We start from the raw sequence: 14,438 nt of genomic DNA, 5'->3' as shown, positions 1-14,438 counted from the left end.
GACCTAGTGATTAATTAAAAACCAAGTAAATAATTTATTAGTCATTGAAATAAATTCAATATTGCAACAACCAACTAACTATCTGTTTTAATAAATAGAATAAATAGAGCATAAAAGGAGGAACTTTGATGAGAGAAAATGATTCTTACGCCATTATTGTACTCGGCTCTCCTAATTGCAAAAGTGGGGAGTTATCTAAAATTGCAAAAAGTAGATGTGATAAAGCCTTTCAGTTATATACGCAAAACCCTAGTTGCAAAGTATTATGCACTGGTGGATTTGGCGAACATTTTAACACCAGCCCATTTGCCCACGGCGAACTAACCAAGGACTATTTAATAAAACAGGGGATTTCGCGAAACGCCTTTCTAGACGTAGCTTTAAGTCGATTTACATTTGAGGACGCAACAATGTCTCTGCCTATATTGACTGCTAATAATATAAAAAAAGCGACGGTAGTGAGTTCTGAATTTCATATTAAACGGGTTGAATATGTGTTTAGTAATCTTATTTCTCATATTGAGTTAAATTACCTAGCTGCTACGACCCCTCTCGATCCCGCTGAGCTGGAATTGTTATATCAACATGAAGAGAAGGCCATGATCCGTGAAAAACAGAACATAGCAGGCACAAAAGTATAAACTATATTTATTGATTATATTGGATTAATTAGCCGTTTAATTGACATGTAAATGAAAAGGTCATACATTTATTTAACACAATGCGTGTTTATAATTTGAGAGACTAAATATGAAAACTACGATTTTGGTTTTAGCACTCACTGCGCTTGCTGGCTGTAATTCTACCACTTCGCAAGAAGATGAAAAGTTTTTATTGGTTGACAATAAAACAGGGCAAGTGACAAGCTTTCATAATTCAGCTAATGCATGTAAAAGTGCGATGATAAAACAGAATGTTCGCAATAAAGCGGATTGGTTAACATCAAAACCATCACCTTATAGCATGAATCCTACATTACCTAAAAACAGAGATTATGATGTCTGCATCAAATAATCTTAAGTAAACTAAATCTATAAACACTACACCCTAAATGTTAAAGGGTGTAGTGTTTAAGTGTCACTTAACTTCTTTACCCGCGGCTTGTTGATCAGCGTGATAGCTTGAACGTACAAATGGACCTGAGGCTGCATGAGTAAAGCCAATTTCATCTGCATAATCTTTTAACGCATCAAATTCAGCTGGCGGTACATAACGCTTAACAGGTAAGTGATGTTTTGACGGTTGTAGGTATTGGCCTACAGTAAGCATATCGACATTATGCTCACGTAAATCGCGTAATACTTCTTCGATTTCGCTAATTTCTTCGCCTAAACCTACCATTAAACCAGATTTAGTTTTAACTTCTGGGTGCGCTTCTTTAAAGCGACGCAGCAACTCTAGTGACCATTTATAATCAGCACCTGGGCGAGCAAGCTTGTACAAGCGTGGCGCAGTTTCAAGGTTGTGGTTAAACACATCTGGTGGCGTCTCAATTAAGATCTCAAGAGCACGATCCATACGACCCCGAAAATCAGGCACTAATATTTCGATGGTAATGGTTGGATTATGTTTGCGGATTTCGCGAATGCAGTCAGCAAAATGTTGCGCACCGCCGTCACGTAAATCATCGCGGTCAACTGAAGTTATAACAACATAGCTTAACTTCATGTCTTTAATAGTTAGTGCTAGCTTCTCAGGCTCTGCGGCATCTGGTTTTAATGGGCGGCCATGGGCAACATCACAAAACGGGCAACGACGAGTACAAATAGCCCCTAAAATCATAAAGGTTGCTGTACCATGGTTGAAGCACTCTGATAGGTTAGGGCATGAAGCCTCTTCACATACTGAGTGTAAGCCGTGCTTACGCATTGCTTGTTTTATGCCGTCGATACGTTCAGTTGACTTTGGTAAACGTATTTTTAGCCACTCGGGCTTGCGCAACATTTCAGTTTTTTCAGTCGGTAATACTTTAACTGGGATCAACGCCATTTTTTCGGCGTCACGTAATTTTACCCCTGGTTCCATCTTGACTGGTTTATTCATTCGTTTTCAAACCCTTCAGTATGCTTAACCTGTGTAGCATTAAGCTTTGTGATCATGTGTCTTACAAGTCCATTACCTGCTTGCTCGAGGTTTTGTGGACCATCTAAATCAGTTGTCTGCACCATATTCATACCCGCATAACCGCAGGGGTTAATACGTAAAAATGGGCTCAAATCCATACTTACATTTAAGGCCAAGCCATGAAATGAACAGCCGCGACGAACGCGAAGGCCTAACGATGCGATTTTACTATCATTTACATACACACCCGGTGCATCGGCTTTAGCGTATGCTTCAATATCATATTCTTTCAATGTATCGATAATACATTCTTCAAGCCAAGTTACTAATTCACGTACACCAATTTTTAAACGACGTAAGTTAAATAAAACATACATCATTTGTTGGCCTGGCCCGTGATAGGTCACTTGGCCTCCGCGATCAACTTTGATCACTTCAATATCGCCAGGTGCAAGTAAATGTTCTTCCTTTCCTGCTTGGCCTTGTGTGAAAACCGGTTCGTGCTCGACTAACCAGATTTCATCAGCAACAGCATCATCTCGAGTGTCGGTAAACTCTTGCATTTTTTGCCATATTGGCATGTACCGCTGGCGGCCTAATTGGCGCACGATTAACGTGTTTTCGCTCACTGCAATCTCCAATTAGGGTTTAAAGCATGTGACGAACGTCATCGATATTACTGATCACGTTGTAGATTTCTTCAATATGTTTGCCACTGGTCACTGTTGCAACAAGAGTCACAGACTCGTAAGTCCCTTTACTGCTAGGTTTTACTTTAGGCGCGTAGTCACCAGGTGCAATTGGCTGTAACTTTTCAAGAATTTGGTCAGTTAAATTAACGTTTGCTAAGCCCATTACTTTGAAGGTAAACGGACAAGGGTACTCTAAGTACTCATCAAATTTAGTATTTTCTACAGGTGTAGCCACGACGATGACTCCTTACATAATGCGCTTATAACCGACTAATAACCCACACTCGACCTTGTAGGTTAGATATGAGGCGCATTCTAGCATTTTTCAGGCAAAAAAAAACGCCTTGCAGTGCAAGGCGCTTAGAATTATTAAATTAGCAATTACATAATCTGTAAACGTAAGTAATCATAAATTTTACTAAAGAAACTACCTTCCTCAACTTCTTCAAGCGTTACAAGAGGGTATTGTGCAATCTCTTCGCCTTCAAGTTGTAAAAACAAGGTGCCAACTTTAGTACCTTTAGTAAGCGGTGCCTCTAACGTTTTATCCAGCTCAAAATTAGCTTTTAAATTTTTACGTTGGCCGCGAGGGATAGTGATAGGAGTATCTTCTAAAATACCTAATGATACATTTTCTTTGTTGCCCATCCAAATGCGTTGCTCTGCAAAGCTATCACCTGCTTGATATGGTGTGATTGTTTCGAAAAATCGGAACCCGTAGTTTAAGAGTTTTTTACTTTCAACTTTACGAGCTCGTTCACTTGAAGTGCCCATAACTACAGCGATTAAGCGCATTTCGTCTTTGGTAGCAGAGGTGACTAAACTGTACCCAGCTTCTGAAGTATGCCCCGTTTTGATACCATCAACATTCAGGCTTTCATCCCATAATAAAGAATTACGGTTATACTGCTTGATACCGTTAAAAGTGAACGACTTTTCAGCGTAAAAAGCATACTCCTCAGGAACATCACGAATAAGTGCTGCACCTAGTGTTGCCATATCGCGAGGTGTTGTGAAGTGCGCGTCAGTATCTAAACCATGGCTGTTAATAAAATGCGTGTTGCTCATACCTAACTTTTCAGAGTGAGCATTCATAAGGTCGGCAAATGCACTTTCACTTCCTGCAATGTGTTCAGCCATTGCTACGCATGCATCATTACCTGATTGAATGATAATACCGCGGTTTAAATCTTCGACGCTGACCTGCTTACCCACTTCAATAAACATTTTAGAAGATTCAGGGAAGTTTTTGGCCCACGCTTTTTCACTGACCGTAACCATGTCTGTTGGTGCAATATTGCCAGCTTTAATTTCTGTGCCGATAACGTAACTAGTCATCATTTTTGTTAAGCTAGCAGGTGCTAGACGAGTATCCGGCTCACCTTCGGCAATAACCTTACCAGTGGTAAAATCAACAAGGAAATAACCTTTTGCATTAATTTGTGGAGGCGCAGGGATGATCTGTGCAGTGGCAGAGAAAATGGCAGCAGAACAGACTAAGCCGCACACACCGTTGAGAATTTTGTATTTAATTGATTTCATCATACTCATTAATGGTTAAAGTTAAAGATTCGCGTTGTTCTCATTCTAAAGCGCTTACTGGCTGTAAAGCAAGAACGCGTTTTGAAATTGGTTTTGTTTTAATTTTTCTAGCACTTGCTGAGCTTCTTCAGCGTTTTTAATTGGTCCAAGTCGCAACCTATAAATGGCATCTTTTTCTACAATACTTGTAGGTAAATTATATTGTTGGCGCAGGGTTGAGGCAAGTGCTTCAATATTTGCTAATGTGCTTCCCGCTGCAACTTGAATATAACTAGGGCGTGTAGGCGAATGCGCTAGTGTAATTGCCTCAAGCTTAACCTTGGCTGTACCATGATTGTAATAACCAAGCTTATAAGCCGCTGCGTATGATAAATCTATGATTCTATCATCATGAAAAGGGCCACGATCATTGACGCGAACAATGGCAGATTTACCATTGGCGGTATTAGTGACTCGAACAAAGCTCGGCAAGGGCAAAGTTTTATGTGCTGCAGTCATGGCAAACATATCATAGATTTCACCGTTTGATGTGTGATAACCGTGAAATTTTCGGCCATACCACGAGGCTATTCCTTCTTCTTCGTAGCCCGTTTCATCCAGCATGGGGGTATAGCTTTTACCAAGTACAGTGTAAGGGCGGCCGGCGCTTGCACTTTTTATTACTTCAGTTACAACAGCATCCTGCATTTCTAAAACGGTTGGTGCGCGTAAAGGCGCAGCATCATGCCTCATGCTATAACGACTACTGTGATCTGTTTTACTTCCTGAACTACTACAGCCGCTTACAATAAGCGCAATAAGCATCAGGCTTATATACTTCAACATCCACTTCATTATTTTAAAAGCATCCTCTTATCAGTGGCAATCGACATAATTATGCCAAAGCCAGCCATCAGTGTAACCATTGACGTTCCACCATAACTTATCAGCGGCAAAGGGACGCCGACAACCGGTAAGAGCCCAGATACCATACCAATGTTTACAAATACATACACGAAAAAAGTAAGGGTCAGAGCACCTGCGAGCAACTTACCAAACGCATCTTGCGCATTGACGGCAATGTATAAACCGCGGCCTATAATAAATAAATACATACATAGCAGCAAACATACGCCAAACAGACCAAACTCTTCACTGAGAACTGAAAAAATAAAATCAGTGTGGCGCTCAGGTAAAAACTCGAGTTGTGATTGTGTACCTTGTAGCCAGCCTTTACCTTCAATTCCGCCAGAACCAATGGCTATTTTAGACTGGATTATATGATAACCAGAACCTAAAGGGTCACTCTCAGGATTAAATAAGGTCAGTACACGTTGCTTTTGATATGCATGCATTCCGTAATGCCAAAAAGGCCAAGCGGATAAGGTAACCAAGCCTGTTAAAAACCCAATTAGACGCCAACTTAGTCCTGATAAAAATATGACAAATATACCTGAACTTGCTATCAGAATAGATGTGCCAAGATCTGGCTGCTCCATTATAAGTAAAGTGGGTAAAATCACGATGGCAAAGCCAACCATTAAATGTAATGCTCTCGGAGGGAGGTGATTTCGCCCGATATACCATGCAACCATCATTGGGACGGCCAGCTTCATTAGCTCGGACGGTTGAAAGCGAGTGACTCCTAAATCCAACCAGCGCTGCGCACCTTTTGAGCTAACACCAAAAAGTATCACCCCAACCAACATGAGTAGCCCTAAGCAGTACAAAGGGATCACGAGCCGCTTCAGTGTCGCTGGGCTAAATTGCGCTAAGACAATCATCGCTATAACAGCTGCGGCCATGCGGGTAGCGTGGCGAAGCATCATTGCTTCATTTTGACCACTTGCGCTGTAAACAATAGTTAAACTGGCAACCATCATACAAACCAATGCAAGTAGCAGAGGTAAATCTAAATGTAATTTATCCCAAATAGACCGCTTATCATGTAATTGCATTATTGTTTAGCACTCCTTGCAATCGTTAGAGGATTTGCTGAAAAATAATAATCCATTAACTGACGAGCAATAGGGGCGCCAACAGAGCTACCTCCACCGGTATTTTCTACCACCACTGAAACCACAATTTGAGGGTCTTTGTACGGGGCAAAACCAATATAAATTGCATTGTCGCGTTGTCTTTCTTTGAGTGACTCTGCATCGTAACGCTCACCTTGGGCGATACTGACTACTTGAGCTGTACCCGTTTTACCTGCCGGATCATAAGTTGCCCCCCTGAATGCTTTGTGAGCCGTTCCCGTTACTTTATGCACAGTATTATGCATTGCATCCAGAGCAATACGCCAGTGATCAGCATTTTTCAATTCAACGGGAGGCTTTTCTTCATTATTTATTTGCGTTACTTCATCTTCTTTTTTTGCAACTTGGACTAAGTGGGGTGGGAAATTACGGCCCTTATTAACTAGAATATTAGTTGCGTTTGCAATCTGCATAGGCGTGGCTGTCCAGTAACCTTGTCCAATTCCGACGGAAATAGTATCTCCTCGCCACCACGACTCACGAAAGCGGCCTTCTTTCCATTCTTTTGATGGTAAAATAGCGCTCGTTTCTTCGTGAATATCAATGCCTGTTAAATCACCGAAGCCAAATTGCGCCATAAAGTTGCTGATTTTGGTGATCCCCAAACGATAAGCCGTGTCATAAAAATAGGTATCACATGACTCTTCAATTGCTTTGTAAACATCAACATGACCATGGCCCCAGCGCTTCCAGTCACGCCATTTGTGTTCTACGTTGGGGATTTGAAAAAAACCAGGATCCCACATTTTTGTTTGCTCTGTTACTAAACCTTCTTCAAGAGCAAGTATAGCAAGGTGCGGTTTTACAGTTGATGCCGGTGCATATCGCCCTTGAGTTGTTCTATTTATAAGTGGACGGTCGGGGTTTAGTAATGCTTTATAATTTTTACTACTGATACCATGAACAAACAAATTTGGGTCGTAGCTTGGGTTCGAATAAAGCGCCAAAACGCCACCGTCTTTTGCGTCCATCACCACAATTGCACCGCGCATGTCTTTTAATGCATGTTGTGCAATTTGTTGTAATCCAATATCGAGTGTTAACACTAAATCATGACCAGGTTCGGGTGGCGTCATACTCAGCGTTCGAATTACACGTCCTCGGTTGTTTACTTCAACACGCTGTGAACCTACTTGCCCATGTAACAGTTGTTCATAAGACTTTTCAATACCAAGTTTACCAATGTCATGAGTTGCTCTGTAATTGGTGGCTTGATCATCCATTTCGAGCCTAGCGAGCTCTTTTTTGTTTAATTTAGCAACATACCCAAGCGCATGGGTCAGCGTGTCGGCATAAGGGTAGTAACGAGCAAGACGGGCCTCAATACTAAAACCAGGGAATTTATGCTGGTTAACCGAGAATTTAGCGACTTCAGATTCGTTCAGTCGCGCTTTTAATACTTGGCTTTTAAAGCGGCGGTTATGCTTGATGTCGTTAAGAAAGTCATTTTTTTGCTGATCAGAAATAGCGATGAGTTGACTAATGGCTGCTAACGAGTCATCAAGATTCTTAACATCTTCGGGTATAACTTCAAGGTTATAAACAGGCTTGTTTTCGGCAAGAAGCACACCATTTCGGTCATATATAAGACCTCTATTGGGTGCAATTGGAATAACCTTTATACGATTGTCGTTTGAACGCGTTTGATAATCTTGGTGATCATCAACTTGGATGGTGTACAAATTTGAAAGTAATATAGCGACAAGAATAGTAACGAAAACAAAACCCACAAATGCGCGACGTGCAAACAGATTAGCCTCTGCTGAGTGATCTCGAATTGTGGGTCTTCGTTTGAGCATGTTGATTACTCGCGATGATAAGGATGGTTATTGTTTAAACTCCATCCTCGATACAAGCTTTCAGCTACAATAATGCGCACTAATGGGTGCGGCAAGGTCAAGTTCGATAATGACCACTTTTGTTCGGAGGCTGCAATACATTCTGGTGCTAATCCTTCCGGACCACCAATCAACAAACTTACATCGCGGCCATCCAGTTGCCACTTTTCCATATTTTTTGCTAGTTGGTGTGTATCAAGTGCTTTGCCGGTGACTTCAAGTGTCACAATACGATTACCTTTAGGTATTGCCGCAAGGGTTTTTTCGCCTTCGATATGTAAAATCCGCTTTATGTCGGCATTTTTGCCGCGCTTTCCGGCTGGGATTTCAATAAGTTCTAAAGCCATATCTTTTGGAAAGCGACGCTGGTATTCTGCGAACCCGGTCTCTACCCACGCTGGCATTTTTGTACCAACGGCAATCATTTGTATTTTCACGCGTGTCCTTCCAAACTCAGTTTAAATAAAGGGCTATTAGCTCCAGAGCTTTTCTAGGTCATAGTAGCTACGTGCTTGATCTTGCATCACGTGTACGACTACATCACCTAAATCTACCAGAACCCATTCGCCTTCATTTTGACCTTCGTATCCAAGAGGCTCTTCACCGGCATGACGCGCTTCTTTAGCAACATGATCAGCAATTGATTGCACATGACGTTTAGAGTTACCTGAACAAACAAGCATATAGTCAGTAATGTCAGAGTTGCCTTTTACATCAATCTGAACCACATCACGGGCTTTCATATCGTCAATTTTGTCTAGTGCAAAGGCGAGTAGTTGTTTCGAATCCAAAGTGTTATCTCATTAAAAAAGGGAATAGCTGTTATTTTATCACGCTGGTGATTTTTATTCACCACTTAGATAAAGTTGATGATCGTTTATGTACTGACTCACCGCAGTAGGAAGAAGTTCCTCACACGATTGGCCTTTTTTTAGTTTTTTTCGAATATCGCTCGATGCAATATCCATCATTTGACCAGGTAAGAAATACAATCTCCCAGCACGTTCAGAGCGAAGCGTGTCAGATGATGTTGTAAGGGCCTTTTTTTTATAATCAATAAGCTGCGTGCTCAAATTAATATTTTGATTAGGGCGTTGAAAGACAACAAGGTGACAAAGCTGTGTAATTGCTTGCCATTCAAACCATTTATCAAGCGTATTAAACGAATCAAGGCCAATTAAAAATAAAATGGGTTCGTGAGGGTATTCATTGCGTAATTCTTTTAAGCTCAATAGCGAATAAGAGGGTCCTTGGCGTTTTAGCTCACGCAAGTCGAGTGAAAAATAATCATAAGGTTCAATAGCAGCCTGCAACATTGCAATGCGATCTTCGTTGCTGATCCCTGGTACCGCTTTATGTGCAGGAATGGCACATGGCATAAATTGTAAATAGCGAAGGTTCAAGTGCTCAACACATTGCTTAGCCATATTGATATGGCCTAAATGAATGGGGTCGAATGTACCACCAAATAGTGCAATCATTTTGGCTCCTAATTTTTAAGCAAGTGGGTGAGCGGGGAGAGTAACATCAACCGGTTGGCAAAAAACGAGGCATATATGCGCCAGAGCTTGGTATGGTTTAATCAAGGTGCCTTGCTTATAACTTGCATCAAATTGTGCGAGCAAACTGATCAGATGCTCAAGTGTTTGTATAGATAAGCGGTTTAGCGCTTGATTAACAGGCCCTTGCTGGTTTTTCCAAATCGCTTTTTGTTTAAATAAACTGGTTAAACTCTCGCCTTGTAATAGACCTAATTGCAAACTTAATAGTGTATTTGCTTCTTTGTTTATAGCCCATAAAATAGTGACCGCTTCAGTATTATGATCTGCAAGCTTGGTGAGAATTTTAATTGCTTGGCGGTTATTACCTTGCAAGAGTGCATCACTTAAATCGAAAATATCGAATTTAGCTTGATTAAGTAAACCTTGAAGTACTAATTGTTGATCAATAAGCGCACTTCCGTGAAGCAATGATAGTTTTTCAAGCTCTTGAAAACAAGCGAGTAAATTACCTTCAGTTGCATCAATCAGTGTACGTTTAGCATCATTTTGCATATTAATTGATAAACGGTTGCACTGCTCATCGAGCCAACGTTGTAGGTGATTGCCAGATAATGGGTAGCAAGGGACAAATACACCGTTTTTATCTAGCGCTTTAAACCATGCACTGCGCTGAATTTCTTGGGTTGCTTTGGCGCCACTTACGATTAGAAGTGTGTCGGGGTTATTGAGTTCAACCAGTTTTTTAAATGTTTGGCTGCCAACAGTGCCAGGTTTTTGATAATTGAGATCAAGCTCAATTAAAGTACGAGCACTAAATAACGACATACTTTGATATTGCGCGATTAATTCTTGCCAATCAAAGCCGGGCATCAATGTAAATTTTATGACTTCGTCAAAGCCTTGCTGCTTGGCTTTTGAGCGAATTTGTTGTGCGCATTGCGCTATTTGAAAAGGCTCTTCACCAAACACTAAATAAAAAGGCTGGAGTGCTTTATTTAATTCACTCGATAATTGGTTAGCGTAACAGCGCATTATAGTTGTGACAACTCTCGTACTATCCGACGACTTGCTTGCTTACGTATTTCATTAAGCAATAAATCAAGTTCTTTGGCTTTCGCAAGTGCGTTATCTGGGTCATCTTGGTAATTGCGGTATAGCTCAAAACTTTGCTCGATTGGATCAAGGCCTGGGCGTTTTAGGGTGTATGCAACACTGTAAGCGAGTTCGTATTCGGCCACCTGGCCATTTTTAAATAACGACAAAATCTGGCGCTCTAAACGGTCTTTAGACAAATATAGTTGTGCAACATTTTTTTCAGGTTCTGATTGCAATTCAACTTTGCTTAAAGTGAGTTCTTTTTCAAGGATGGCAAAAAGAGCTGACTTTTCATCATCCCCATGAAGAGTCATGATTTTTAAATCATCAGGTAAGCTCGACGCTTTTTTTAAGTGAAAGCCACAGCTGGTAAGTAAAAAACAGACTAGCACTAAGGCTAGTCCGTTTTTAAAGGCATTAAATGATGCCATATTAGTTAGCAACCACGTTGAGTAGTTTACCTGGTACGTAAATCACCTTACGAATGGTTACACCATCGGTAAACTTAGTCACGTTAGATTCTGCAAAAGCAAGTGCTTCAACTTGCTCTTTAGTTGCATCAGCAGGCACGGTTAATTTTGCACGTAACTTACCATTTACCTGCACGATGATAAGCTTTTCATCTTCAACCAAAGCAGACTCGTCAACTGTAGGCCAAGCAGCATCAAGAATGTCGCCTTCTTTACCAAGCTCTTGCCATAATTGATGTGACAAATGCGGTGTGATTGGTGCAAGCATAATTAATAGTGCTTCAAGTGCTTCGTTAGCAATCGCTACATCTTGTTTGTCGGCCAGTGGTGCTTTTAACAATTTGTTAGAAATTTCCATGATAGCGGCAATCGCGGTATTAAATGTTTGACGACGTTCAACATCATCTGTCACTTTTGCAATCGCTTTGTGTAGCTCACGACGAAGTACTTTTTGTGGGTTGGTTAGCGCTGATTTATCAAGTGCTTGGTAACCTACTGTGTTTACATCAACCGCGTATTTCCAGATACGTTTAATGAAACGATGTGCGCCTTCTACACCTGAATCAGACCATTCCAGTGTTTGCTCTGGTGGTGCGGTAAACATCATAAATAAACGGACTGTATCTGCGCCATACTGCGCGATAACTTGTTGTGGATCGATACCGTTATTTTTCGACTTTGACATTTTGCTCATGCCTGATGAGAACACCGGCTCGCCATCGTCTTTGTGCCATGCTTTAGTTACACGGCCTTTGTCGTCTGTTTCGGTTTCAACGTCACTAGGTGAAATCCAAATGTCGCCGCCTTTCTCATCTTTACGATAGAAAGTTTCAGCCAGTACCATACCTTGACAAAGTAAGCGGTCAAATGGCTCATCTGAGTTTACTAAGCCAAAGTCACGCAATAATTTATGGAAAAAGCGCGAGTATAATAAGTGTAAAATAGCGTGCTCAATACCACCAATGTATTGGTTTACTGGTAGCCAGTAATTAGCCGCTGCAGGGTCTAACATGCCTTCATCATGGCGAGGGCTACAGTAGCGTGCATAATACCAAGACGATTCCATAAAGGTGTCAAAGGTATCTGTTTCGTGAAACGCAGGGGCACCGTTAACGGTGGTTTTAGCCCACTGTGGATCTGCTTTGATTGGTGACGTTACACCATTCATGACCACATCTTCAGGTAGGCGAACTGGTAGCATATCTTCACTAGCAGCAAGTTCGTTGCCGTTTTCATCGCTAAGCATTGGGATTGGTGAACCCCAATAACGCTGGCGGCTCACACCCCAGTCACGCAGGCGGAAGTTTACTTTACGCTCACCTACGCCAAGTGCTTCAAGCTTATCTGCAACCGCATTAAATGCACTGTCAAACTCAAGGCCATCAAACTCACCTGAGTTCACTAATACGCCTTTGTCTGTGTAAGCTTGTTGGTCAAGGTTTACTTCAAGTTCAGAGCCTGTAACAGGTGCGATAACTTGTTTAACGTCTAGGCCATAGGCTGTTGCGAATTCATAATCACGTTGATCGTGTGCAGGTACTGCCATTACTGCGCCAGAGCCGTAATGCATAAGTACAAAGTTAGCGACCCAAATTGGCAGTTTTTCACCCGTTAATGGATGAGTTGCATAAAAACCTGTTGCGATGCCTTTCTTTTCCATCGTTGCCATGTCTGCTTCAGCAACTTTAGTGTTTTTACACTCTTCAACAAACATTGCTACAGCGTCGCTATTTTTAGCCGCTTCTTGAGCAATAGGATGCGCGCCTGCAACTGCAAGATAAGTCACACCCATGAAAGTGTCTGGGCGAGTTGTGTATACGCTAAATTTTTCGTTGTTATCTGTGCGAGTGAACTCGATATCTAAGCCTTCAGAGCGGCCAATCCAGTTACGCTGCATGGTTTTAACTTGCTCAGGCCAATCTTCTAGTTTGTCTAAGTCGTCAAGTAGCTCTTGTGCATAGTCAGTAATTTTAATAAACCACTGTGGGATTTCTTTTTGCTCAACCACAGCACCAGAGCGCCAACCGCGACCATCAATAACTTGTTCGTTTGCAAGTACAGTTTGGTCAACTGGATCCCAGTTTACCGTTGACATTTTTTTGTATACTAAGCCTTTTTCATAAAGCTTGGTGAAAAACCATTGTTCCCACTTGTAGTAATCTGGGTGACATGTAGCGATTTCACGATCCCAATCATAACCAAAACCTAATTGCTTAAGCTGGGTACGCATGTAATCAATGTTTTCGTAGGTCCATTTTGCAGGCGCTGTTTTATTTTTAATTGCCGCATTTTCTGCTGGTAGACCAAACGCATCCCAACCCATAGGTTGCATTACGTTTTTGCCTTGCAAGCGTTGGAAGCGAGAAACAACATCACCAATGGTGTAGTTACGCACATGACCCATGTGGAGTCGGCCGCTAGGGTATGGGAACATAGAAAGGCAATAATACTTTTCTTTACTCTCATCTTCAGTGGCTTTAAATACTTGGTTTTCTTCCCAATATGCTTGGACTTTTGACTCTATATCTTGTGGGTTATATTGCTCTTGCATCTATGATTCCAGACTTCTTGCAAACTAGTAAAAAATTGCCGAATAGGATACCCCAAAAATAGTACTAATCACAGCGGCAAATAAGCGGATTTTATAAATTCATGACTTAATTAGTTTTCAGGGCAGGTTAACCTATACTTGTTTAAGGTAAACACTGATTTAACGTAGTTTTAAAGGAGTACATAATGGCTGATTATAAAGCATGGTTAACAGATTTAAGTGCCTGGTTAAAAGATGTAAAAGAGCACGAGCTTAAAGGTGCAATGGATAAGTTTGTTGAATCTGAACAAGCACTCAAGCAATTAGGTCAAGAAAAGCTAACGCTTTACCGCGAATACTTAAAACGTGACATTGAACACATTAAAGAAAACGACAATCACTATGATTCACTTGCATGGCAAGAGCTTAAGGAATCTTTGTGGTTTGAACTTTCACACATAGAAGATAAAACCCAACTAGAATGGCACGCATTAAACCAAGATTTTAAGCATAATGGCGTTTATCACCAAGGTGAATGGATAGCCATGGGCACATTAGTATGTAAGAATTGCAGCCATAGTTATGATATTTATCATGCCACGCAAATTAGAGCTTGTTCGCAGTGCGACGGTATCTATTTTTCTCGTAAGGCATTACAACCATAAAATAGTGGGTTGGCCCATCGCT

Annotated in this window: 16 protein-coding genes; 3 read left to right on the top strand and 13 right to left on the bottom strand. The window is 41.2% G+C overall.

Annotated elements, in window-relative coordinates; translation table 11 throughout:
• Positions 1-128 precede the first annotated feature (128 nt).
• Together C7Y70_RS00670 and C7Y70_RS00665 are read left to right on the top strand one after the other, a co-directional pair.
• Entirely contained in the window at positions 129-641 is a 513-nt protein-coding gene (locus C7Y70_RS00670) for a YdcF family protein (RefSeq protein ID WP_135473037.1), read from the top strand.
• A gap of 109 nt (positions 642-750) precedes the next feature.
• Positions 751-1,014 carry a hypothetical protein gene (locus tag C7Y70_RS00665; RefSeq protein ID WP_135473036.1) on the top strand — a complete coding sequence of 88 codons (264 nt, stop codon included), beginning with the start codon at positions 751-753 and terminating at the stop codon, positions 1,012-1,014.
• 63 nt (positions 1,015-1,077) lie between these two features.
• Here the strand turns inward: C7Y70_RS00665 and lipA are convergent, their stop codons facing one another.
• From lipA to leuS, 13 genes are all read right to left on the bottom strand, one after another.
• The gene (gene lipA, locus C7Y70_RS00660; protein WP_058560555.1) at positions 1,078-2,043 is read right to left on the bottom strand and encodes a lipoyl synthase; all 966 of its coding nucleotides are present in this window, start codon (positions 2,041-2,043) and stop codon (positions 1,078-1,080) included.
• Positions 2,040-2,693 (bottom strand): lipoyl(octanoyl) transferase LipB, encoded by a 654-nt coding sequence (lipB, locus tag C7Y70_RS00655; protein ID WP_135473035.1) that lies wholly within the window; start codon positions 2,691-2,693, stop codon positions 2,040-2,042. The genes lipA and lipB overlap by 4 nt, the downstream gene beginning before the upstream one ends.
• A gap of 19 nt (positions 2,694-2,712) precedes the next feature.
• Positions 2,713-2,991 (bottom strand): DUF493 family protein YbeD, encoded by a 279-nt coding sequence (ybeD, locus tag C7Y70_RS00650; RefSeq protein WP_058560556.1) that lies wholly within the window; start codon positions 2,989-2,991, stop codon positions 2,713-2,715.
• 146 nt (positions 2,992-3,137) lie between these two features.
• The gene (locus C7Y70_RS00645; RefSeq protein WP_099296078.1) at positions 3,138-4,298 is read right to left on the bottom strand and encodes a serine hydrolase; all 1,161 of its coding nucleotides are present in this window, start codon (positions 4,296-4,298) and stop codon (positions 3,138-3,140) included.
• A gap of 54 nt (positions 4,299-4,352) precedes the next feature.
• Positions 4,353-5,132, bottom strand: coding sequence for a septal ring lytic transglycosylase RlpA family protein (locus tag C7Y70_RS00640; protein ID WP_099296077.1), 780 nt, complete (start codon positions 5,130-5,132; stop codon positions 4,353-4,355).
• Positions 5,132-6,238 (bottom strand): rod shape-determining protein RodA, encoded by a 1,107-nt coding sequence (rodA, locus tag C7Y70_RS00635; RefSeq protein ID WP_099296076.1) that lies wholly within the window; start codon positions 6,236-6,238, stop codon positions 5,132-5,134. The genes C7Y70_RS00640 and rodA overlap by 1 nt, the downstream gene beginning before the upstream one ends.
• Positions 6,235-8,115: a penicillin-binding protein 2 gene (gene mrdA / locus C7Y70_RS00630; protein WP_135473034.1), complete on the bottom strand. Its 1,881-nt coding sequence runs from the start codon at positions 8,113-8,115 to the stop codon at positions 6,235-6,237. Before mrdA ends, rodA begins: the two co-directional genes overlap by 4 nt.
• Before the next feature lie 5 nt (positions 8,116-8,120).
• Positions 8,121-8,591, bottom strand: a complete 471-nt coding sequence (gene rlmH / locus C7Y70_RS00625) for a 23S rRNA (pseudouridine(1915)-N(3))-methyltransferase RlmH (protein ID WP_002958522.1) — start codon at positions 8,589-8,591, stop codon at positions 8,121-8,123.
• 36 nt (positions 8,592-8,627) lie between these two features.
• Positions 8,628-8,945 (bottom strand): ribosome silencing factor, encoded by a 318-nt coding sequence (rsfS, locus tag C7Y70_RS00620; protein WP_099296074.1) that lies wholly within the window; start codon positions 8,943-8,945, stop codon positions 8,628-8,630.
• A 54-nt stretch (positions 8,946-8,999) separates the two neighbouring features.
• Complete coding sequence (nadD, locus tag C7Y70_RS00615; RefSeq protein ID WP_135473033.1) at positions 9,000-9,635, bottom strand: nicotinate-nucleotide adenylyltransferase; 636 nt, start codon at positions 9,633-9,635, stop codon at positions 9,000-9,002.
• 15 nt (positions 9,636-9,650) lie between these two features.
• Positions 9,651-10,688, bottom strand: a complete 1,038-nt coding sequence (holA, locus tag C7Y70_RS00610) for a DNA polymerase III subunit delta (RefSeq protein WP_135473032.1) — start codon at positions 10,686-10,688, stop codon at positions 9,651-9,653.
• Positions 10,688-11,182 (bottom strand): LPS assembly lipoprotein LptE, encoded by a 495-nt coding sequence (lptE, locus tag C7Y70_RS00605; RefSeq protein ID WP_135473031.1) that lies wholly within the window; start codon positions 11,180-11,182, stop codon positions 10,688-10,690. Before lptE ends, holA begins: the two co-directional genes overlap by 1 nt.
• A gap of 1 nt (position 11,183) precedes the next feature.
• The gene (leuS, locus tag C7Y70_RS00600) at positions 11,184-13,772 is read right to left on the bottom strand and encodes a leucine--tRNA ligase (RefSeq protein ID WP_135473030.1); all 2,589 of its coding nucleotides are present in this window, start codon (positions 13,770-13,772) and stop codon (positions 11,184-11,186) included.
• Positions 13,773-13,957: 185 nt separating this feature from the next.
• Here leuS and C7Y70_RS00595 point away from each other — a divergent pair, with 185 nt between their 5' ends.
• Positions 13,958-14,416: a zinc ribbon-containing protein gene (locus C7Y70_RS00595; protein ID WP_099296069.1), complete on the top strand. Its 459-nt coding sequence runs from the start codon at positions 13,958-13,960 to the stop codon at positions 14,414-14,416.
• The last annotated feature ends 22 nt before the right edge of the window (positions 14,417-14,438 follow it).

Origin of the sequence: Pseudoalteromonas sp. KS88, from assembly GCF_004766475.1 — a bacterium.
GTDB lineage: Bacteria > Pseudomonadota > Gammaproteobacteria > Enterobacterales > Alteromonadaceae > Pseudoalteromonas.
The sequence above is the reverse complement of the archived record's forward strand: the minus strand, read 5'-3'. Positions and strand labels throughout refer to the sequence as shown.